At 68.9% G+C, this 20,361-nt stretch carries 21 protein-coding genes and 1 pseudogene; 13 read left to right on the plus strand and 9 right to left on the minus strand.

What is annotated here, in order from left to right; translation table 11 throughout:
* Positions 1–152: 152 nt before the first annotated feature.
* Together AC5592_RS11065 and AC5592_RS11070 are read left to right on the plus strand one after the other, a co-directional pair.
* Positions 153–611, plus strand: a pseudogene (locus AC5592_RS11065) (inorganic phosphate transporter); the annotation flags it as partial.
* 104 nt (positions 612–715) lie between these two features.
* Positions 716–928 carry a DUF3349 domain-containing protein gene (locus AC5592_RS11070; RefSeq protein ID WP_269750178.1) on the plus strand — a complete coding sequence of 71 codons (213 nt, stop codon included), beginning with the start codon at positions 716–718 and terminating at the stop codon, positions 926–928.
* On the opposite strand, the gene AC5592_RS11075 is transcribed toward AC5592_RS11070, so the two are convergent.
* The 3 genes from AC5592_RS11075 to AC5592_RS11085 form a co-directional block, all read right to left on the minus strand.
* Complete coding sequence (locus AC5592_RS11075; protein ID WP_036499832.1) at positions 856–1,797, minus strand: hypothetical protein; 942 nt, start codon at positions 1,795–1,797, stop codon at positions 856–858. The genes AC5592_RS11070 and AC5592_RS11075 overlap by 73 nt on opposite strands.
* A 149-nt stretch (positions 1,798–1,946) precedes the next feature.
* The gene (gene casG, locus AC5592_RS11080) at positions 1,947–3,602 is read right to left on the minus strand and encodes a steroid-24-oyl-CoA synthetase (RefSeq protein WP_063064097.1); all 1,656 of its coding nucleotides are present in this window, start codon (positions 3,600–3,602) and stop codon (positions 1,947–1,949) included.
* A 97-nt stretch (positions 3,603–3,699) separates the two neighbouring features.
* Positions 3,700–4,515, minus strand: a complete 816-nt coding sequence (locus AC5592_RS11085) for an IclR family transcriptional regulator (RefSeq protein ID WP_051024471.1) — start codon at positions 4,513–4,515, stop codon at positions 3,700–3,702.
* A 257-nt stretch (positions 4,516–4,772) separates the two neighbouring features.
* On the opposite strand from AC5592_RS11085, the gene AC5592_RS11090 reads away from it, so the two are divergent.
* From AC5592_RS11090 to AC5592_RS11115, 6 genes are all read left to right on the plus strand, one after another.
* The gene (locus AC5592_RS11090; RefSeq protein ID WP_036499909.1) at positions 4,773–5,516 is read left to right on the plus strand and encodes an SDR family NAD(P)-dependent oxidoreductase; all 744 of its coding nucleotides are present in this window, start codon (positions 4,773–4,775) and stop codon (positions 5,514–5,516) included.
* Between the two features lie 49 nt (positions 5,517–5,565).
* Positions 5,566–5,727, plus strand: a complete 162-nt coding sequence (locus AC5592_RS11095) for a hypothetical protein (RefSeq protein WP_167331959.1) — start codon at positions 5,566–5,568, stop codon at positions 5,725–5,727.
* An 80-nt stretch (positions 5,728–5,807) separates the two neighbouring features.
* Positions 5,808–5,975 carry a ribbon-helix-helix domain-containing protein gene (locus tag AC5592_RS11100; protein ID WP_036499828.1) on the plus strand — a complete coding sequence of 56 codons (168 nt, stop codon included), beginning with the start codon at positions 5,808–5,810 and terminating at the stop codon, positions 5,973–5,975.
* Position 5,976: 1 nt separating this feature from the next.
* On the plus strand, positions 5,977–6,318 hold the full coding sequence (locus AC5592_RS11105; protein WP_036499826.1) for a VOC family protein: 342 nt from the start codon (positions 5,977–5,979) through the stop codon (positions 6,316–6,318).
* Positions 6,315–7,187 carry a class I SAM-dependent methyltransferase gene (locus tag AC5592_RS11110; RefSeq protein WP_063064098.1) on the plus strand — a complete coding sequence of 291 codons (873 nt, stop codon included), beginning with the start codon at positions 6,315–6,317 and terminating at the stop codon, positions 7,185–7,187. The genes AC5592_RS11105 and AC5592_RS11110 overlap by 4 nt, the downstream gene beginning before the upstream one ends.
* 20 nt (positions 7,188–7,207) lie before the next feature.
* Positions 7,208–7,579 carry an ACT domain-containing protein gene (locus AC5592_RS11115; protein WP_063009530.1) on the plus strand — a complete coding sequence of 124 codons (372 nt, stop codon included), beginning with the start codon at positions 7,208–7,210 and terminating at the stop codon, positions 7,577–7,579.
* A 7-nt stretch (positions 7,580–7,586) separates the two neighbouring features.
* Here the strand turns inward: AC5592_RS11115 and AC5592_RS11120 are convergent, their stop codons facing one another.
* A complete protein-coding gene (locus AC5592_RS11120; RefSeq protein WP_063920281.1) occupies positions 7,587–9,224 on the minus strand; it encodes an HNH endonuclease in 1,638 nt (545 codons plus the stop codon).
* An 89-nt stretch (positions 9,225–9,313) separates the two neighbouring features.
* Here AC5592_RS11120 and AC5592_RS11125 point away from each other — a divergent pair, with 89 nt between their 5' ends.
* Entirely contained in the window at positions 9,314–9,790 is a 477-nt protein-coding gene (locus AC5592_RS11125; protein WP_036499905.1) for a hypothetical protein, read from the plus strand.
* On the opposite strand, the gene pabB is transcribed toward AC5592_RS11125, so the two are convergent.
* The gene (pabB, locus tag AC5592_RS11130) at positions 9,770–12,202 is read right to left on the minus strand and encodes an aminodeoxychorismate synthase component I (RefSeq protein ID WP_084506563.1); all 2,433 of its coding nucleotides are present in this window, start codon (positions 12,200–12,202) and stop codon (positions 9,770–9,772) included. The genes AC5592_RS11125 and pabB overlap by 21 nt on opposite strands.
* A gap of 77 nt (positions 12,203–12,279) precedes the next feature.
* Between pabB and AC5592_RS11135 the strand changes: the two genes are divergently transcribed.
* A complete protein-coding gene (locus tag AC5592_RS11135; RefSeq protein WP_084506540.1) occupies positions 12,280–13,344 on the plus strand; it encodes a phosphotransferase family protein in 1,065 nt (354 codons plus the stop codon).
* Positions 13,345–13,361: 17 nt separating this feature from the next.
* Here AC5592_RS11135 and trpB read toward each other — a convergent pair whose 3' ends face one another.
* From trpB to AC5592_RS11150, 3 genes are all read right to left on the minus strand, one after another.
* The gene (trpB, locus tag AC5592_RS11140; protein ID WP_051024474.1) at positions 13,362–14,597 is read right to left on the minus strand and encodes a tryptophan synthase subunit beta; all 1,236 of its coding nucleotides are present in this window, start codon (positions 14,595–14,597) and stop codon (positions 13,362–13,364) included.
* Positions 14,598–14,740: 143 nt separating this feature from the next.
* Positions 14,741–15,931 (minus strand): serine hydrolase domain-containing protein, encoded by a 1,191-nt coding sequence (locus AC5592_RS11145; RefSeq protein ID WP_036499820.1) that lies wholly within the window; start codon positions 15,929–15,931, stop codon positions 14,741–14,743.
* 65 nt (positions 15,932–15,996) lie between these two features.
* Positions 15,997–16,770, minus strand: a complete 774-nt coding sequence (locus AC5592_RS11150; protein WP_063064099.1) for an alpha/beta fold hydrolase — start codon at positions 16,768–16,770, stop codon at positions 15,997–15,999.
* Positions 16,771–16,824: 54 nt separating this feature from the next.
* Here AC5592_RS11150 and AC5592_RS11155 point away from each other — a divergent pair, with 54 nt between their 5' ends.
* The 3 genes from AC5592_RS11155 to AC5592_RS11165 all read left to right on the plus strand — a co-directional run bounded on the left by AC5592_RS11155 (position 16,825) and on the right by AC5592_RS11165 (position 18,704).
* Complete coding sequence (locus tag AC5592_RS11155) at positions 16,825–17,196, plus strand: MerR family transcriptional regulator (protein ID WP_051024470.1); 372 nt, start codon at positions 16,825–16,827, stop codon at positions 17,194–17,196.
* A gap of 50 nt (positions 17,197–17,246) precedes the next feature.
* Complete coding sequence (locus tag AC5592_RS11160; protein WP_036499816.1) at positions 17,247–18,080, plus strand: serine hydrolase domain-containing protein; 834 nt, start codon at positions 17,247–17,249, stop codon at positions 18,078–18,080.
* 96 nt (positions 18,081–18,176) lie between these two features.
* Positions 18,177–18,704 carry a DUF3145 domain-containing protein gene (locus AC5592_RS11165; protein WP_036499814.1) on the plus strand — a complete coding sequence of 176 codons (528 nt, stop codon included), beginning with the start codon at positions 18,177–18,179 and terminating at the stop codon, positions 18,702–18,704.
* 78 nt (positions 18,705–18,782) lie between these two features.
* Here the strand turns inward: AC5592_RS11165 and AC5592_RS11170 are convergent, their stop codons facing one another.
* Positions 18,783–20,228, minus strand: coding sequence for an acyl-CoA carboxylase subunit beta (locus AC5592_RS11170; protein ID WP_036499812.1), 1,446 nt, complete (start codon positions 20,226–20,228; stop codon positions 18,783–18,785).
* Positions 20,229–20,361: the final 133 nt, after the last annotated feature.

Here is a 20,361-nt window from a genome sequence, read left to right on the forward strand (position 1 = left end):
GGTGCGGCGGCACCCACCGCGCACCCGGTGAACTTTCCGTGCAAACCTCGGCGGAATTGGCGGAAAACGCGAAAAGGCGACGAGGTTTGCACGAATAGTTCACCGCAATCGCGTCGATGCAGGCAGAAGGCGCTTTCGGAAATCGGCAGGGGATCGTGATGGCCGGGCTGCTCGGCGGCCACATCTGGAATCTGCTGACCTGGCTGCTGGGTCTGCCGAGTTCGAGTTCGCCCGCGCTGTTCGGCGGATTGATCGGCGCCGCACTGGCTTCCGGCGCGGGCGTGGTGTGGATCGGGCACGGCAAGATCGACGGCGTGGTGGGCAAGGTGATCATGCCCGCGCTGTTCTCGCCGGTGATCGCGGGCATCGTGGCCGCGGTCGGCGGCTGGCGCATCATCCGCACGCTCGGCAAGGGGCTGGTCGAGATCAGCTCGCCGCAGGGCATGGCGGCCGAAGCATCTTCGGCCACAATTATTCTCGCCTCCAGCCACCTCGGCTTCGCGCTCTCGACCACCCATGTGGCCACCGGCTCGATCCTCGGCTCCGGCGTCGGTAAGCCAGGTGCGCGGGTGCGTTGGAACATCGCGCTGCGCATGGTGGCGGCGTGGGTCAGCTGCAGAAGGTCGACCACCCCAACGTCAACGCCGGATGGGACGAGCCGGTCGCTCCCGCGGACACGATCGCGAAGGTCTGAGAACCATTTCTCGGCCTGCTGCTGGCCGGGCGGCCCGATGTCGTCGATCGCGAGCAGGTGGAGGCGGCGATCGTGGAGGTCACCCGCTGCGATCCGAGCGAGGACGATCTGCGCCAGGTGGCGGCGAAACTGGCCGCCGGCGGCTGGCCGCTCAACCCGATTCAGGGCGTCCGGTCCAGCACGAGGTCCGACAGCCGGACCGCGTACATCGAAACCAGTACGGCCTCTTCGTGACCCGGCGCCCCGGGCGGCACGTACGCGCGCACGGTTTCGGTTTCGCGCACCAGATCCAGCAGCGCCGCCCGCAGTACCTCGGGGCGGGGAGAGGTGGTCAGCGTATGAAAGCTGTAGCGCCAGCGGTAATCGTCGATCAGGCGGTGCAGTCGCTCGGCCTCGACCACATGGTGATACCGCACTCCTTGCGAATGGGAGTCCATGGCGATCAGCAGCTGCTCCACTTCGGCCAGCCGCTCCTCGGTGCCGACCGGTGGCGCGCTGTAGGCGATCTCGCCCGAATCGCGGACGGCGTGCGCGCAGGCCTGCGGCAGATTCCACGGCAGGGACAGCTGCGCCTGCGCGCCGTACTCCGGTCCCGGCCAATGCGGGCCCGGACCGGTGTCGACGGCGAACAACACCGCATAGGGATACCCCGCGCGGTGCAGCGGTTCGTTGTCCTGCCACGCCGGTCGCTGCGCCGCGTAGTCCAGCATTCGCCGGCGCAGCCGGACCATCGTGCGCAACGCCCGGTAACGGTCGGGCCGGGCCCAGCCGAAACCGTTGGCGATCAACTCGTGACGCACCGTCGCGTTGAGCCGATCCCAGCCCGGCCCGTCGGTGCAGGCGGCGATGCGCACGGAGTATCCGTTGCCGAACAGGTGGCGCAACAGCTGCCGCTCCTCCGTGGCCACCGAGTCGGGCGGTCCGGGCAGCAGGACCGCGCGCAGCGAATCCGCCCCGTCGAATCCGTCGCTACCGATATGCACATCGACATGTCCACGGATCGCGAGTGCCGCCAGCTGCGCGGCGACGATGCGGCCGTAGCGGGCGGCGCCTTGTTCGTGCATCGTCGGCGCGAGCAGCATTCCGGCCTGCAGCACCGTCATTCGGGTCGATAATCGTTCGAACGCCGCCGTCATCTGGCCGGGATCCGGAGGCATGCACACCACTCACTCTGTGACACAGGGCAATCAGGTCCGCACCAGTGTAGAGCCCGGCGTGGCGTACATTCGGCAATATCGGGAGGGAGCCCCTGTCAGATCGTGATCCCGGCCCGGATCAGCTTGCCGGTGATGTTGCGCGGCAACGGCTCCGAGGTGATCCGCCACCGTTCGGGCACCTTGAAATAGGCCAGCCGCGCACGGGCGAATTCGCGGAGATCCGCCTCCGACGCCGTGGACCCCTCGGCGAGGACCACGACGGCCGCCACCTGCTGTCCGAGATCGGGGTGCGGCTCACCGACGACGGCACATTCCACCACGTCGGGGTGTTCGTCGAGGCACTGCTCGATTTCGACCGGGTAGATGTTCTCGCCGCCGCGCAGGATCAGATCCGATCGGCGGCCGGTCAAGCGCAGCCGGCCCTGTTCGACGACGCCGAAATCGCCGGTGCGCAACCAGCGCTCGGCATCGATCGCCGCCGCGGTGGCTTCCGGATTGCGCCAGTAACCCAGCATGACGAAGGGGCTGCGGACGTAGACCTCGCCCTCGACGCCCTCGGGAACCGGAGCCCCGTCGGCATCGCGGATCTCGAGTGCCACGCTGATGATCGGCCGGCCCAGCGTGCCGGGGGATTCGGCGAGGTCGGCCGGGGTCGCGACGGCGACGGCGGTACTGCATTCGGTGAGGCCGTAACTGTCCACCAGGGCGTCGGCGGCGAACGGAACCTCCTCGCGCAGACGCTGTTTGAACGCCGGTGAGGACGGCGCCGACGCCAAGGCGAACGCGGTGAGCGAGGAGGTGTCGTAGCGGCCGATATCGCCGTGTTCGAGCAGCCGGGAGGCCATCGTCGGCACCGCACCCCAGTTGGTCACCCGTTCCTTCTCGATCAGGCGCAGAATCCGGTCGGCGTCGAACCCGCCCTGCGGCATGATCACGGCACTGCCGGTGGCCAGCCGCGGCACCACCAGGTTGTGCAGACTGGCGATGTGGAACAGGGGAGAGGTCAGCAGACAGCGCAGATCCAGCGGTGCACCGGGCTCCGGCGTCTTCCCGGTGAACGCGGCGGCGAGTGCGTCGGTGTATTCGAAATAGCCGGTGACGGCCAGCAGATTGCGCTGGGAATGCAAGGCCGCCTTGGGTTTTCCGCTGGTCCCGCTGGTGAACAGGATGACGGCGGGATCGTCCTCCACCACATCGGGGACCGTGGGTTCGGCGCCGGCGTGGGCGGCGATCAGACGCGGCAGATCCTCGTCCATGGTCACCACCGCGGCGGAGGTGTCGATATCGGCGAGCAGTTTCGCCCGCTTCGCGTCCACGACCACCACGGCAGGTTCGGTCAACGCCAGTCCGTACTCGATCTCGCGCGGCACCCACCAACCGTTGAGCCCCACCGCGATCGCGCCGAGGCTCTGCGTCGCCCAGAAGGTGATCACCCATTCGACGGTGTTCGCGGCGAGGATCGCGACCCGATCACCGCGCCCCACCCCGTACTCGTCGTGCAGCGCGGCCGCGAGAGCGGCTGCGGCAGCGGCATGTTCGCGATAGCTGAGCCGCCGGTCCTCGGTGACGAGATAGTCCCGGTCACCGAAGGCGACCGATGCGGCGAGTAGTTCCGCGACCGCGCGGCGGCGATGCCGCAGCACCGGCATGCGCGCGCCGAGAACCTCCTCCTCGACGAGCTCGAACCGGCCGCCCGGACCGGTCAGCTCCCGCATGACGGCGGCGATATCGGGCATGGACGTGGTGGTCATGGGCGGTCCTTCTGTGTGGAGCATCACAACCACCGCACTGTGTCACGCCCACCGGCCGCAGATGCCGGCGTTTCCGCTCAGCGAGACTCCCGCGCGGTTACGCGCGACTCGGCGAGGAGGCGAGTGGGCGACCGCCCGTCCGGACCGCCTGACCGCGCCGCGCGGCCGGTACCTGCCGTCGCCCGCGGGGCTCGGCGGACAGCGCGCGCGAGGTGCGGGCGGCCGCCTCGGCGACCAGCGGGGCGAGTCGCTCCATGGTGGCGAAGTTCGTTTCCCCGCACAGACAGATCGCGGCCAGCGGGCCCTGCGGACCCCGGACGGCGGCGGCCACGCTCGGAAGTACCCGGCCCACCATCGCATTGGCGTACTCGCCGCGGTCGAACGACAGTCCGCGATTGCGGCGGATCCGGTTCAATTCGCGATGCAGGCTCGGCACATCCCATCCCCGGCCCTGCACTGGATTCGACAGCTGCTTGCCGAGCAGCGCCTCCACCTCCTCCGGTGGCAACCAGGCCAGCATCGCGCGGCCGCCGGTGGTGAGGTGGGCGAAACTGCGGCGCCCCACATGCGATTCGAGTGTGCGCGCGAACGGCCCGCCGAGTTTGTCCAGGAACACCTCGTCGGCGCCCTCCAGCGCCGCCAGGTGCACCACCAGTCCGGTCCGCAGCTGCAGCTCGTGCAGGTGCTCGGCCGCCGCCTCGCGGATCTCGCCGTGCCGGCCGTCGTACCCGCCGAGCCCGAGCGAGCGCCGGCCCAGGCAGTAGCCCGAGGGGGTGTGCTCGAGCCAGTGCAGTTTCACCAACTGGTCGAGGATGCGATGCGCGGTGGAGCGCGGGAGCCCGCTGTGTGTGCAGATCTCCACGAGGCTCAGCCGCGTCGACCGGTGCTCGAACATGTCGAGAATGAGCGTCATCCGCTCCACCATCGATGGCGGCAGGGGCCCGGGTGCCGAAGTGGCCAGTGGCATCGATGCCTCCGATCGTGAGTCGCTTCCATCCTGCCCGTCGAATCTGGGCGAGAACCGGAATTGAAGCCCGAGTGTAGTGACGCCAGACACACCGCGCGATGGCGGTCTGTTCCGTTCGTCCGGTATCCCGCTGACCGGAACGGCGTCCGAACCGGTCTCGCGGAACTGACAGCGTGGGGCTTTTCGGAGCGAGAGGAGTGGGCGTGCGGCTCGAGGGAAAGGTTGCGATCGTCACCGGCGGCGCGGGCGGCATCGGCCGGGGGATCGTGCGGGCCTTCGCGAAGGAGGGCGCCGAGATCCTGTTCGTCGACATCAACGACGAGGCCGGCCGCGAGCTGGAACAGCAGCTGGCCGGCGCCGCGGCGTATCTGCACGCCGACATCACGCGCGAGGAGAGCGCCGAGCTGATCGTTACGGCGGCGGTCGAGCGGTTCGGTTCGGTGCACGTGCTGGTCGACAACGCCCACGTGTCCCGGCAGGCGCCGCTGCTCGAGACCACGCAGGAGATGTTCGATCTGTCCTTCGGCACCGGCTTCTATCCGACCTTCCGATTGATGCGCGCCTGCTATCCGCATCTGAAACGCAATCGCGGTTCGGTGATCAACTTCGCGTCCGGGGCGGGGCTCGAGGGGCAGGTCCGGCAGGGCTCCTATGCGGCGGCGAAGGAGGCGATCCGGGCGATCAGCCGGGTCGCCGCCAACGAATGGGCCGCCGACGACATCAATGTCAACGTCATCTCGCCGCTGGCGCTGACCGAGGGCGTCGCGGCCTATATCGAGGCCAATCCTGGTGTCGAGGAGGCGTTGCTCGCGCGCACCCCGCTGCATCGCTTCGGTGATCCGGAAACCGATATCGGCCGGGTCGCGGTATTCCTGGCCAGCGCGGACGCGAAATACATGACCGGTCAGACCCTGATGGTCGACGGCGGTTCCATCAAACTCCGCTGAGGCCGTTTCCGTCCCCGCCTGCGGGCGGACAGGCGGCTATCGTGGGGTTATGGGCGTGTTCGGTGAGATGTTCCCCGGCAAGAAGCTGACCGACGAGAGCAGCGGCGACAGCGACGGGCAGCAGCATCGGCCGCGGCTGGATCTCGACTTGGACGCGGGCGTGATCCGGCTGTCCGGGACGCCGCGGTCGGATGAGGAGTCGTCCGAGTAATCGGTCCGGGCTGTCATTTCGTGGAGTTCGTGCGGAACTGGATCTAGCAATCTAGGTTGCTAGCATGTTAGCGTTCTCTCGTGGGTGCCGAGGAAGTCAAGCAGTTCAACGTGTATCTCCCGGTGGAGCTGATCAAGCAGGTCAAATACCGGGCGGTCGAATCGGAGATGTCGCTGTCGGCGCTGGTGGCCGAGGCGCTGCGGGCGTACCTCGGCGCCGAACCGCCGACGCGTGAGAAGGAGAAGTGATATGGCCGCCAGAGGTGTCGAGGCGATTTTTCTGGAGACCCACAACTGGGGGAAATCGGCGAAGTTCTTCCAGCAGTTGGGCTTCGAACTGGAATTCGCCACCGACCACAATTCCGGACAGCTCCGCAACGGGGACGGTCCGTACCTGTTCATCGCCGAGGTGCCGGCGGACCGCGAACCCGGAATGCAGGTCGTGCTGAAAGTGCAAGCGGAGCAGGAGTTTCCGGCGCCGGTGGAGGTGGTATCGCCGTTCGCCGACACCCATTACGGAACCCGCGAGATGACCGTGCGCGACCCGGACGGGCGGATGTGGACGCTGCAGGCTCCCGGTGGTGACCGATGAGCGAGACCCGGACCGGTGCGGTGCCCGAGCGCGCCGTGGTACCCGACCAGACCGCCGTGCGGGTTGCGCTGTGGCGCGCGCTGCACGTCCAGCTCGATCCGCCGCCGCATGTGCTCGACGACGAGATCGGCCTGCGCTTGGCCGATCCGCCGGCCGGCTGGCGGGAGCGCGGCGATATGGATCCGGTGGGCACCAGCCGCTTCCGGGTGAGCATCGTGGTGCGGTCGCGATTCGTGGAGGATCTGCTCACCGAACAGGCCGGGCGAGTGGACCAGTACGTGTTGCTGGGCGCGGGACTGGAGACGTTCGCGCAGCGCAGACCCGAGATCGCTTCTCGCTTCCGGATTTTCGAGGTCGATCAACCGCGGACGCAGGAGTGGAAGCGCCGGCGCCTGGTCGAGACCGGCTACGAGCTCCCGGATCGGTTGCGTTCGGTCCCGGTCGATTTCGAGAAGGATTCGTGGTGGGAGCGGCTGACCGCGGCCGGGTTCGATCCGGCCCGGCCCGCGATCGTCGCCTCGCTGGGGGTGAGCATGTATCTCACCGCCGAGGCAAACCGTGAGACGCTGTCGCTGCTGGCGGCCTCGGCGCCCGGTTCCACGGTCGTCGTGTCTTTCATGCCGCCATCGGAACTGCTCGACGAACAGGACCGACAGAGCCGGGAGTTCGCGGAATCGGGCGCGGCCGCCTCCGGCACGCCGTTCCGCAGCTTCTACGCCCCGGCGCAGATCGTCGCCATGGCGCGGGAGGCCGGTTTCGCTCAGGCGCACCACATTTCGGCGGAGGAGCTCAACAATCGGTACTTCGCCGGGCGTCCGGACGGGCTGCGCACGTCGAACGGCGAGGAGTTGCTGGTGGCGACGACCTGAGTCCCGCCTACGATGAGCCGATGGCGAAATCCCAGCGCTTGCACATCGTGCCCTCCCGATTCAGCGTCGACCACATCCCGGCCGCTACCTTCCCCGAGGACGACGAATGGGTGGCGCTGGTGCGAGCGCCGGAGGGGCTGACGGTCGTCCGCGAGGCTCCGCCGTGGGAGCGGGAGTCGTGCTGGCTCGGCCTGTACGCCGCCACGCCGCGCGAGCTGGACACCTCCGGCGCGCTCACCGCGATCCTGGAACCGTTGGCGCAGCACGGAATTCCGGTGTTCGTCGCCTCGACCTACCATGCGGACCTGGTGCTGGTCCCCGAATCGCGCAGCGCCGCCGCGACCGATGCGCTGACCGAGGCCGGATTCGAGATCGCCGGGGACGCGAGCTGACGACGGTTCAGATGTGGTCGCCCTTGTCGCGGTTGCAGCCGCGGCACAGGATCTGCAGATTCGCCGCACTGGTCGCCCCGCCGCGGCTCAGCGGAATGATGTGGTCGAATTCGAGGTAGTGGGTGGCGCCGCATTCCACACACCGGCCGCCGTCGCGATGCCACACCTCGGCCTTGATATCGGGCGCGATGGACCGGCTGTCACGTCTGCCCGGTGCGACGGTGAGCCGTTTCGCCACACGCAGTGCGCCTTCCACGACCGCGGCCACCAATTCCGGCTCGTCGACATCGAATTCGGCGCCGCCGCGCGCCGAGGTCGCCGCCACCGTCACCCCGGTCTCGGTGGCCGATACGGAAACCGCTCGGGTCCACGGTATTTCGATACCGGCGTCCGGCCCGATGAAGCGCAGCTTCCGGTTCGAGCAGATCAACCGTCCCGGGGACGCGTGCGTGCCGCGCCCCGTCCGTCGGAGGCGGGTGGCGGCGGTGTCGAGGTGGATGCGTTCCTGCGGGTCCAGATGCAGATCGGGCACCGCGATCACCGGAAGCTCGCCCGCCCGCAGCCGGGACAGGATGCGCAGCCGGCGCAGACTGCGGCGCAACTCGTCCACCGCCCCGTCGCGCACCCCGAGCGCGGCGACCGTCGCGTCGAATCGTTCCAGTTCGGCGCCGGTGATCGTGCCGTCGGCCAGGGCGAAGGCCGCCGTGCGCTCGAGCTGCGCGACGGCGGGTCCGCGCAGGGCCGCGCGGGCGGTATCGGGGTCGATGCGCTGATGGCGGATCCGGGTCCACAGCTCGTCCCAGTCGGGTCCGCCCGGACCGGTGGTGGTCAGGACGCGAAGCGCTCGGATGCGCCAATCGGACAGATAGTCCTCGACCTCGGTCGCACACGCGCGGCAGAGCGCGGCGCCGAGCAGTCGCCAGCCCCGCCGCCGGCCGCAGCGAGGACAGCCGCGCGGGTCGGCGGACGGGCGCGCCACCGTCTGTTCGGTCCACCGGGAACCGTCCCACCAGCGCAGTGACCCCGCATCCGCGGGATCGGGATGCCAATCCGGGCGGTCGTCCTGAGGCGGCGGCATCGGTGCGGCGAACCTGGTGCGGTGCAACGACAGTCGCTGCGAGCGGTGCTGCGGCGAATCCGCCAGGGGTGCGCCGAAGGTCGTGAACAACTCCTCCGCGTCGGCGTGTTGCGGTCCGCCGCGCACGAACCACCAGCGGTCCTCGGCGCGGCGGAACTCTCCGAACACCGCGGCCCGCGCACCCGGTTCCGCGGCGACGTCGGCGCGCGCCACCAGGCCCTCCGCATCCTCGACCGACATCGCGAGGCCCGGCAGTGCGGTCAAGGGCTCGTCGGGAGCGGACCCGGTGATCAGGATGCGGACGATCTCCGCCTCGGTGCGGGGCAGCGAGACCGACAGCCGTGCGGTGCCGGGCTGCGGATCCTGATCGACGGTCACCGCCTGGGAGGGATGGCGCGGTGCGTTGAAATACACCACGTCGCGAGCGGAGCGGACCCGCCCGCCGACGGTCAGCAGGACCGCATGCGCATCCAGCAGCGACGTCGAACGCCACGAAACCAGTACCGACAGAAGCGAAGTCGGCACCGGCGTGGCGTCGCCGTCGACGGTGGGGCGCATGGTTGTCATCGCCACGAACTATGCCAGGCCGTCCCGACACGAATCGCGCGGTCGGCGCGGAGCTTTTCGTGACCGTCCGGGTGCGGCACAGTGGAACCATGACGAACCCGAAGGGTGACTCCGGGCGCAAGCCCGGCGGCGCGCGGGTGCCCGGTGCGACGGAGATCCTCGCCGCCGCCCAGGCCGCCGCGCAGGCCGCACAGACCGCCGCGGGCCAGGCCATCGATGCCGCGCAGGTCACCGCCGGTACCGCCTTCGGCACCGCGGTGCGGCTCCCGCCCGCGTCCGTACAGCTGGCCGCGCAACTTCCGGATCTGATCGAGAATCTGGCGACCGCCATCGACCGGCTCAATTCCACCATCGACCGCCTGGACCGGACCCTGGCTCTGGCCGATCCGGCCTTCGCGGCCTACGACCGGCTGCTGCCGCGGCTCGAGGCCGTGATCGCGCTGGGTGAGGACGTGCTCAGCCGGCTGTCGAAACTTCCGGGCATCTCGATGCTGGGCCGCCTCACCGGCGGCCGCGAGGCGGAACCACCGCAACCGGCGCCGAAGTCACGTCGACGCGGAAAATAGACCCGCCCCGCCCGCCGGCCGCGGCATATCCGCCGTGGCGATCACCGCACGAGCCGCGGCGGCGGCCTTGAGCACCATCTCGTGGAATTCCGCATCGGCATCGGAGTCCAGCACCACCGCGCCGCCCGCGCCGACCCGCCAGCCGCGCTCGTCGCGGACCGCGGTGCGGATGACGATATTGAGATCCGCCGTTCCACCCAGGCCCAGAAATCCGATCGTGCCCGAGTAGATGCCGCGCGCCTCGGTTTCCAGCCCGTCGATGATCTCCATGGTCCGCAGCTTCGGGGCGCCGGTCATCGAGCCGCCCGGGAAACACGCTCGCAGGCAATCGATCACGTCCACCTCGGGACGCAGCCGGCCGCGCACGGTGCTCACCAGCTGATGCATGGTCGTGTAGGTCTCCGCGACCATCAACTCGGGGACGTGCACACTGCCCAGCTCGCACACCCGGCCCAGATCGTTGCGCAGCAGATCGACGATCATCAGATTCTCGGCACGCGTCTTGGGATCCAATTCCAATGCGCGACAGAGGTTTTCATCGGCTTCCGGGGTAGCGCCGCGGGGGGCGGTGCCCTTGATCGGTTTGGTCTCCACCGTGCGGGTGCGGTCGACCTTGAGGAAGCGCTCCGGTGAGGAACAGGCGATATGGAGTTCGCCGAATCTCAGGTACGCCGCGTACGGGGCGGGATTGCTGCGCCGCAGCACCCGGTAGACGTCGAGTCCCGGGGCGTCGGAATCGATGCCGGCGCTGTCGGTGAGGTTCACCTCGTAGGTTTCCCCGGCGCGTAGTTCGGCATCGATCGCCGCGATATCGGCCAGATAGCGGTCCCGGCCACGGCTCAGGCGCGAGACGACGGCCTCTTCGTCGGCGGGCAGGGTGAGCGGTTCCGGATTCCGCCGATCCGGCAGTGTCGCGACGATCGCGCGGGTATCGGCCAGCCAGCGGTGACTCGCCTCGGCCGACTCCGCGTCGGTGACGGCGAGCAGATGGGTGCGGCCCGCGACGTGATCGACCACGACCAGCCGATCGGCGAAGATCCACTGCGCATCCGGATAGGGCGATCGATGTCCGGCCCGCGCACCGCAGTCGGCCTTCATCTCGTAGCCGAGGTAACCGACGTAGCCGCCCACGAAATCGAAAGGCACATCGGGGAATCGGATGTTCAGCTCACTCAGCCGCGCCGACAGATAGTCGAGCACCGGCCGCGGGTCGGTGCGGGTCCCGCATCGATCCTCGATCACACATCCCGCGCCGACCCGGTACCGCACCACCTCCGCCAGTGGCCCGGACGCATCACCGGCGAAACTGAACCGATCCAGGCCTGGCTCCACATGCGAGCTGTCGAGCCAGAACGCCGTGGGCGAATCCGAATAAATGTGCAGTACAACGGATTCCGTGTCCACTGCGCGGTCGATCACCTCGTGCAGAACGGTGAGGGACCGGATGGTGGAACGTCCGGCTGTGGCCTTCCCCGCACACCCGGCCGCACCGGAATCCGGTTCGGACACATCAGGCGACGATGCCGACGCGGGGACGTGGGCTCGCGCTTCCGAGTCGCCAGGCGCGCCGGCCGCACCGCGGTCGGGATCGAGCCCCGAACCGGTGTTCACCAGCACGGTCCTCGTATCGGATGCCGACGGCCCCGCGGTCCGCGCGGAAGCGGACGCCTCGGTCGTGGTCTCGGCCGGAGGGGTCGGACGCGCCCCTGCGGCCGGTGCGGCAACCACGACCGACAATCGCCGCATCTCCCGGCGCGCCCACCACTCGCGCGTCAGCCGCGCGAAATTCCCCAGCAATGCGGCGCCGAATTCGCTGGACACCGATTCCGGATGAAACTGCACACCCCACTGCGGGCGACGGCGATGCCGAACGCCCATCACGACCCCGTCGGGCGCGGTCGCGGTGATAGCCAGCGCGTCCGGTAGCGGCTGGGCGGCGCACAGCGAGTGGTAGCGCACGGCCAGGAAGTCGGCGGGAATGCCGGCGAAGAGGTCGTGACCGTCGTGGCTGATGCGGTCCGGATAACCGTGCCGGGGTGCGGGCGCCGGAATCACCTGCCCACCGGCCGCCAGGACGATGCCCTGATGGCCGAGGCAGACGCCCAGCAGCGGGAGCTCCGCCCGCTCGATCAGCGCCTGGGAGATCCCGAAATCCCTCGGCACATCGGGGCGTCCGGGCCCGGGGGAGACGACGATGTTGTCGAATCGGCCGAGGTCCAGCTCGGCGGGGGTGTCGATCTCGTCGTTGCGCAGCACGGTCGGTTCGGCCCCGTTCACCGTGCCGATCAATTGGAAGAGGTTGTAGGTGAACGAGTCGTAGTTGTCGACCAGCAGCGTGCGCACGGGGGTCCGGGCCTGCACCCCGTGGTCGACAGTGGTCTCGCTCGAATGCCGAGACCAGGACGTGCTCATGTGCATCACCGTATCGGGCATCTCGGACCATGCAGTGAGGGCATATGCCTTCAGTTGACCGGTCGTGGTGGTGCACAATGTGGGGCATGTCTGTGGTGCAACCGGCCGAGGTCGAGCGCGAGGTCGTCGATTTCGCGGCCGTCGGCGAGTGGATGGATGAACAGGGCCTGCCCGGCGGTGACTTCGAGGATGTGACCTCGCTCGGTGGCGGCACCCAGAACATCATGCTGCGGTTCCGCCGGGGTGGTCGTGATTTCGTGCTGCGCCGCGGGCCGAAACATCTGCGTCCCAAGAGCAACGACGTCATCCGCCGCGAATCCCGCCTGCTCGGCGCGCTGGCCGGCACCGGCGTGCGCGCCCCGCGAGTGATCGCCGCGGGCGCCGACGAATCGGTGATCGGCGCGGTCTTCTATCTCATGGAGCCGATCACCGGCTTCAACCCGCAGAACGAACTGCCCGTCCTGCATGCCGGTGATCCGGAGGTGCGGCGGCAGATGGGGCTGTCGGCGGTCGAGGCCATCGCCCGGCTCGGATCGCTCGACTACGAGGCGCTCGGCCTGTCCGATTACGGCAAGCCGGACGGTTTCCTGGAACGTCAGGTGCCGCGCTGGCTCGGCGAACTCGAGTCCTACAACAGCAACGACGGCTACCCCGGCCCGCAGATTCCGGGTGTGGACCGCGTCGGGGACTGGCTCGATCGCAACCGGCCCGCGCAGTGGCGGCCGGGCATCCTGCACGGCGACTGCCACCTCGCCAACATGATGTTCTCCTACGACGGGCCCGAGGTCGCCGCCATGGTCGACTGGGAGATGTCGACCATCGGTGATCCGCTGCTGGATCTGGGCTGGCAGATCGCCACCCGGCCCGAACCCGGAACCACCGGCGCCGCCCTGGTCGGCAAGCTCGGCGCCGCGGGCGGCCTGCCCACCGCCGAGGACATGATCGCCCACTACGCGCACTTCTCCGACCGCGACCTCGGCCACGCCACCTGGTACACGGTGCTGGCCTGCTTCAAACTCGGCATCGTGCTCGAGGGCACGCACGCCCGGGCCTTCGCCGGCAAGGCGCCCAAGCAGACCGGCGATTTCCTGCACGCCATCACGCTGGAACTGTTCGAGAAGGCCGCCCGGCTCTGCGAATGAGCCGATGTGGCACGGCCTCAGCCGGCGTCGAGCAGATCGGCGACGATGGCCAGATCCTTGTCGCCACGGCCGGACAGGCACAGCAGGATCAGCGCGTCCTCGGCGATCCCGCCCTGCTCGGCCGACTCCAGCAGATATCCCACGGCGTGCGCGGACTCGAGCGCGGTGATGATGCCTTCCGTCCGGCACAGCGTATCCAGTCCGCGCAGCGCCACCGTATCGGTCGCGACGGCGTGGTCGAGGCGGCCGATGTCCTTGAGATGGCTCAGTTCCGGGCCCACCCCCGGATAATCCAGTCCGGCCGCGATGCTGTGGGTTCGCGCGATCTGACCCTCGTGATCCTGCAGGACGTAGCTGAACGAGCCGTCCATCTCACCCGGTGTGCCCGCGCTGAGGGTGGCCGCGTGCTCGCCCGTGTGTAAGCCGTGGCCCCCGGCTTCCACGCCGGTCAGCCGCACCTGCGCATCGCCGGTGAACGCGTGGAACATGCCGATCGCGTTACTGCCGCCGCCTACGCAGGCGATGACGTGGTCGGGCAGCCGCCCTGTCGCCGCCAGCAGCTGTGCCCGGGATTCGATGCCGATCCGGCTCTGATGGTCGCGCACCATGCGCGGATAGGGTGCGGGCCCGGTGGCGGTGCCGAACAGGAAATGCGTGGTTTCGGTGTGCGCCACCCAATCTCGCACGGCCTCGGTCACCGCGGCCTTCAGGCGGCGATCACCGGCACGAACGGCGCGCACGTCCGCCCCGAGCAGGCGCATCCGCACGACGTTGCTCTGCTGCCGGGCCATATCGTCGGCGCCCATGTAGATCACACACGACAGTCCGAGCATCGCGCAGACGGTAGCCACCGCGACGCCGTGCTGCCCCGCCCCGGTTTCGGCGATGATGCGGGTCTTGCCCATCCGCACAGCCAGCAGTGCCTGCCCGAGCGCATTGTTGATCTTGTGGGCGCCGGTGTGCGTCATATCCTCGCGCTTGAGGAATACCCGCACCCCGGGCACTCCCAGCGCCCGCGCGAGCCGCGGCGCCGCATGCAGCAACGTCGGCCGGCCGACGCGCTCGCGCAGCAACCGGTCGAGTTCACCGTGATATTCCGGATCCGCCCAGGCCGCTCGATGGGCGTTCTCCACGTCGGTGAGCGCCGCCATCAGTCCTTCGGGAACGTATCGCCCGCCGAAGGCACCGAATCTACCGGGGTCTCGGATGCCGTCCCGAGTGGTGGCGTGGGTTGGCCTGTGTCCGATCACCATTCGCATCCGCGCTTTCTTCTCGCCGTCCGGCTCGGACAGTGTGTGCGATCCGCTCGCACACCCGGTCACCTGCCGGCAACGAGTGAGTTAACAGCACGGAAGAGGTCATCGTCAGTGGTGGTAAGTCGGCGCGGGTGGCGAGATCAGCCGCAGCGGAGTAATGCCTCCCGGACGGCACGGGCCCGCGCATCGTCGAGGACTGCGGTGCCGAGGCGGTTCATCACATAGCCGAAACCCAAACCCGTTGCCGGATCGGCGAATCCGAACGAGCCCCCGTAACCGGTGGTGCCGTAGGCGCGCTTGTCGCTGCCGAAACGGAAGCTGCCACAGGATTTGCGGAACCCCAGGTGGTAGCGGCTGCGGGTGAGCAGCACCAGATCGTCGGCGGGTACATCGTCGACGGTGTCGGCGGTGGCCAGCCGGTCGAGAATGCCCGGTGCGATGGGCAATTCACCGGTGCGTCCGGCCGCCGCGCCGTAGACCCGCGCCAGGGACCGTGCCGTGCCCACGCCGCCCGCGGCCGGGCTCTCGACGCCGAGGAATTCACGGCGGGTGGCACGTGCGGGCGCGCCCGTGCGGGGGCTGCTCAAGGCGCGGTAGGTCAGGCCGCGCCGCAGGAACATCTGAATCGCGATGCGCAGCGGCACGTCTCGCTCGTACCTCAGCACGTCCAGCCCGGAGGTGGACGCGAGCGTGGCGATGCGATCGAGGGATTGCTCCTGCGGCAGTCCGATGAAGAAGTCCAGCTCGAGCGGGCCGGCGAAGTCCTCGGCGAAGATGCGGCCCAGGGTGCGGTGCCGCGGATCGACGCGGCGGAGCAGTTCGCCCTGATACAGCCCGGCGGTGATCGGGTGATAACCCTGCCGGGTGCCCGGGCTCCACAGTGGTTTCTGGTCGGCCAGAATTCCCGCGAGCCGATCCCGGTCGGCCATATCCGACAGCCGCACCACCCGATCCAGCACCGGCAGACCCGCGCGATGGTCGAGCAGCTGCCGCACGGTGATCGATTCCTTGCCGTGCGCGGCGAATTCCGGCCAGTACTGCGCGACCGGCGCCTGGTAGTCGAGCACCCCACGCGAGACGGCACTCGCCACGGCGAATGCCGTCATCCCCTTCGTCGAGGAGAACACCGGAACCATGGTGTCGCGCTCCCACGGCAGCTGTCCGCGGCGATCGCGGAACCCCGCCCACAGATCCACCACCGGCCGGTCCCCGTCGTACACGGCCACGGCCGCGCCGATTTCGCCGAACCGGGCGAAGTTGCGCCGAAACGCGTCCGCGACCGGCTCGAAACCGCTCGCCACCTCACCGTGTACCTCAGCAACCTCGCCCATAGTGCAACCGATGGTAACGGTCATCGCTGCGGCGTCGTACGGTGTCCACCCGGATCGGAAACCGATCAGGCGGCGTGGATCCGGGAGCTGTCCGCGAAGTAGTCGAGGACGGCGCGATGCCACGCCTGCGGCGCCTCGTGCATCAGCACGTGTCCCGCCGCCACCTCGACATGATCGGCGCCCGGAATCGCCGTCGCCAGCTCGCGCGAATTCGCGGGATCGACCAACAGGTCCGCCGTGGCGGCGATGACCCGGGTCGGCACCGCGACCCGCGGCAGATCGGCACGGGTGTCCACCCGGGCCACCAGATCCGCCTGCGCCGCCGCCCCACCCGGTACCTGGGACGCGATCTGCGCCAGATACTGCGAAAACACCTCGTCCGGTAGCGAATTGGTGAACGCGGCACTGTATCCGGACAGCAGCACCACGCGCGCGAACGCGTCGTGATCGCGGGCGGCGAGCGCGCCGCGCCACAGATCCAGCACGAGCCGGGCCCGATGGTCGGCTCGCGCCAGCCCGGCCGCGAGCACCAACCCGCTGACCCGATCGGGATGACGCACGGCGGCGCGCACCGCCACCGCCGTGCCGAGCGAGAACCCGATGATCGGGAACCGCTCGGCGCCCGCCGCCACGGCCTCCCCGACCAGTGCGTCGGCCAACCCGTCGAGAGTCAGGACGGTGTCGTCGGCCGGATAGTCGGAGCCGATCACGGTGTGCCGCTCGGCGAGCAACGGGATCAGAGAACCGAAGTTGGCCTCGATCCCGCCGCCCGCGCCGTGCGCGAGCACGACCGCGGGACCGCTGCCGGTGACCGAGGTGGACAGTGAAATGTTCGTCATGGCCGCGACGTTAGGGATTGACATGAGTGTGAAGGTCAAGCCCGGGAGGGTGCGGTGCTGATCGGCGAGCTGGCGAACACCACCGGCGTCAGCACCCGCTTGCTGCGCTACTACGAGGAACAGGGTCTGCTGAGCGCCCGCCGCGACGGCAACGGCTACCGCGTCTACACCGACGACGCACCGCAGCGGGTGCATCGCATTCGCGAACTACTCGCTGCCGGACTGCCGACCAGCGCCATCCGCGAACTGCTGCCGTGTGCGACCGCCACGGGCTTGCAGCACTGCGATCACACCCGAAAGATCATGCGGGAGGGCCTTTCTCACCTCGACGCGCAGATCGCCGAGCTGTCCCGGCGCCGCACGCTGCTGGCTCGTCAGGACGAGCAACTGGTGGCCGCGCCCTATCGCAGCGACGGCCCGGCGTAACCGGCCTCCCCGCGGCGGTGGGGTCGGGCCCTTCTCGTAGGCTCGGTGCCGTGCGAGCACTGGAACAGATTCGCGACTGGCCCGTCCGGCACGCCGCCGCGGGCGTCGTCGATACCCATGGCGTGGTCGGCACCGAGGGAGACCTCGATCGGGTGTTCTCCCTCGCGTCGGTCACGAAACCCCTTGCCGCCTACGCCGTTCTGGTGGCGGTCGAAGAAGGTGCGATCGAACTCGACCAGCCCGCCGGCCCGCCCGGCTCCACGGTGCGGCACCTGCTGGCGCATACGGCCGGACTGGCGTTCGACACCACCGTGATCATGGCCGAGCCCGGGCAGCGCCGCATCTATTCCAGCGCCGGATTCGAGGTACTCGCCGAGTTCCTCACGCGCGAGACCGGAATCGAATTCCCGGAATATCTGCGGCAAGCGGTGTTCGAGCCACTCGGAATGAAATCCTCGGTACTGGCCGGATCCGCCGGGCACGCCGCCCGCTCCACGGTGAACGATCTGCTGCGTTTCGCTGGAGAATTGCTGAACCCGATCTTGATATCCGGTGACATGCTCACCGCGGCGACTTCCGTGCAATTCCCGGGCGTCGGCGGAGTCCTTCCCGGATACGGATCGCAGCGCCCCAATGATTGGGGTCTGGGATTCGAGATCCGCGACCACAAGACTCCGCATTGGACGGGGGGAGCCAACTCGCCGCGAAGCTACGGGCATTTCGGGCAGTCCGGCACCTTCCTGTGGGTGGATCCGGAGATCGAGGTGGCGTGTGTGGCGTTGAGCGACGAGAATTTCGGCGATTGGGCCCGAGCGGTGTGGCCGACGCTCAGCGATGCCGTCATCGCCGATATCCAGCGGATTCGCGACACGGCCGAAAAGTAACAGCCGTAACATCGGGCACTCCAGTAAACTCGGGCAACGCCTGCGCTCGACGGGATGTTGGGGAAGACGTCCGACGTCGAGGCTGGAGGTGTACAGGTGCGCGCATCTGATCAGTTCGCGGATGTGACGTGTGGTGTGGTGTACATCCACGCGTCACCGGCCGCGCTGTGCCCGCACATCGAATGGACGCTTTCCTCCACTCTGAAATCGCCTGCGTCGCTGCGCTGGACCGCCCAGCCGGCCGCCGCGGGACAACTGCGCGCAACCACCGACTGGGTGGGCCCGGTCGGCACCGCGGGGCGAATTGCCAAGGCGTTGCGGGATTGGCCGGTGCTGCGCTTCGAGGTCACCGAGGATCCCTCCGAAGGGGTCGACGGCGAACGCTACAGTTTCGTTCCCGGCCTCGGATTGTGGACCGGTGCGATGAGCGCCAACGGCGACGTCATGGTCGGCGAGATGCGCCTGCGGGAAATCGTGCGCGCGGCCCGGGCTCGTGGCCGCAACGGCGACATCTCCGCCGATATCGATCGCGCCCTGGGCACCGCCTGGGACGACGAACTCGAACCCTTCCGCACCGGCGGCGAAGGCGCCGAGGTCACCTGGCTCCGCCGCGACGTCGGCTGAGTTCCGCATCGGTCCCGGGAAACACGACGGGTGGCCTCCGCGCGGGAGACCACCCGTAATGTGTTGCCGCCGAGAGCTTTACAGCGGAATGTTCTTGTTGTGGCTGGCCTTGGCCGGCGCCGAGGCCAGCGCGGCGGCAATGGTGGACCGGGTCTTGGCGGGGTCGATGACCTCGTCCACGACGCCGATGGACAGGGCGCGCCCGACACCGCCGGCGATGGTCTCGTGTTCGGCGGTGAGGCGCTCGATCAGAGCCTCGCGCTCCTCCTCGGGGGCCTTCGCGATGGCCTTCTTGTGCAGAATGCCGACCGCGGCCTTGGCGCCCATCACGGCGACCTCGGACTCCGGCCAGGCGTACACCGCGGTCGCGCCCAGAGAGCGGGCGTTCATCGCGATGTAGGCGCCGCCGTAGATCTTCCGGGTCACCAGCGTGACGCGCGGAACGCGGGCCTCGGCGAAGGCGTGCAGCAGCTTCGCGCCGCGGCGCACCACGCCCTCCCATTCCATGCCGACACCGGGCAGGTAGCCGGGCACGTCGGTGATCACGACCAGCGGAATGCCGAAGGAATTGCACAGGCGCACGAAACGCGCTGCCTTCTCGGCGGATTCGCTGGTGAGGCAGCCGCCCATGCGCAGCGGGTTGTTGGCGAGCACACCGACCGTGCGCCCACCGAGGCGGCCCAGGCCGGTGACGATGCTGCGGGCGTAACCGCCCTGCAGCTCCTCGAAGGAGGATTCGTCGTTACCGTCCGGCGAGGGGATCTTGTCGAGCAGCTCGCGCACGACCGGCTTGACGTCGTAGGCGCGCTTGGCCGACTCCGGCAGCATCGCCTTGAGGTCCACATCGCCGTGGGCGGCGGCGGACAGGTCGAATTCGCCCTGTTCGGCGAACATCGAGACCAGGCGGCGGCCGCGGTGCATCGCGTCGTTCTCGTCGTCGGCGACGATATGGCACACACCGGACTTCTTGCCGTGGGTCTCGGGACCACCGAGGGTGGCCATGTCGACGTTCTCACCGGTGACCGACTTGACGACATCCGGACCGGTGACGAAGACGCGGCCCTCGGGCGCCATGATCACGACGTCGGTCAGCGCGGGACCGTACGCGGCGCCGCCGGCGGCGAAGCCGACCACGATCGAAATCTGGGGGACCAGGCCCGACGCGCGAACCATCGCCTCGAAGACGGTGCCCACCGCGTGCAGTGCCTCGACGCCCTCGGCCAGGCGCGCACCACCCGAATGCCAGATGCCGACGACGGGAATCCGGGAGTCGATGGCGGTATCGATCGCGTCCACGATGTGCTTGCACCCGTCGACACCCATGGCCCCGCCCATCACGGTGGCGTCGGAGCAGTACGCGACGGTGCGCACGCCGTCGACCTCGCCGATGGCGGCCAGCACGCCGGACTTGTCGCGGGGGTGGAGCGGGAGGACCGTTCCGGGATCGAAGAAGCGCTGCAACCGACCCAGCGGATCCCGGGGATCGGTCGTGGCGTCCGCCTGCGCGGGGGCCATGATGGTCATCGCGGTCTCTCCTCGAGGGAATGTGGAGTCGCTGACGCGGCTGCGAAGATGAAAATCCCGGTGGGGCTTTTCGACGAGGGGATCTGCCTTGGCCGAAAAGCCCCACCGGGTTCGCTGAAGTTGTCGACAGACG

It is taken from the genome of Nocardia violaceofusca NBRC 14427 (genome assembly GCF_963869435.1).
GTDB classification, from domain to species: domain Bacteria; phylum Actinomycetota; class Actinomycetes; order Mycobacteriales; family Mycobacteriaceae; genus Nocardia; species Nocardia aobensis.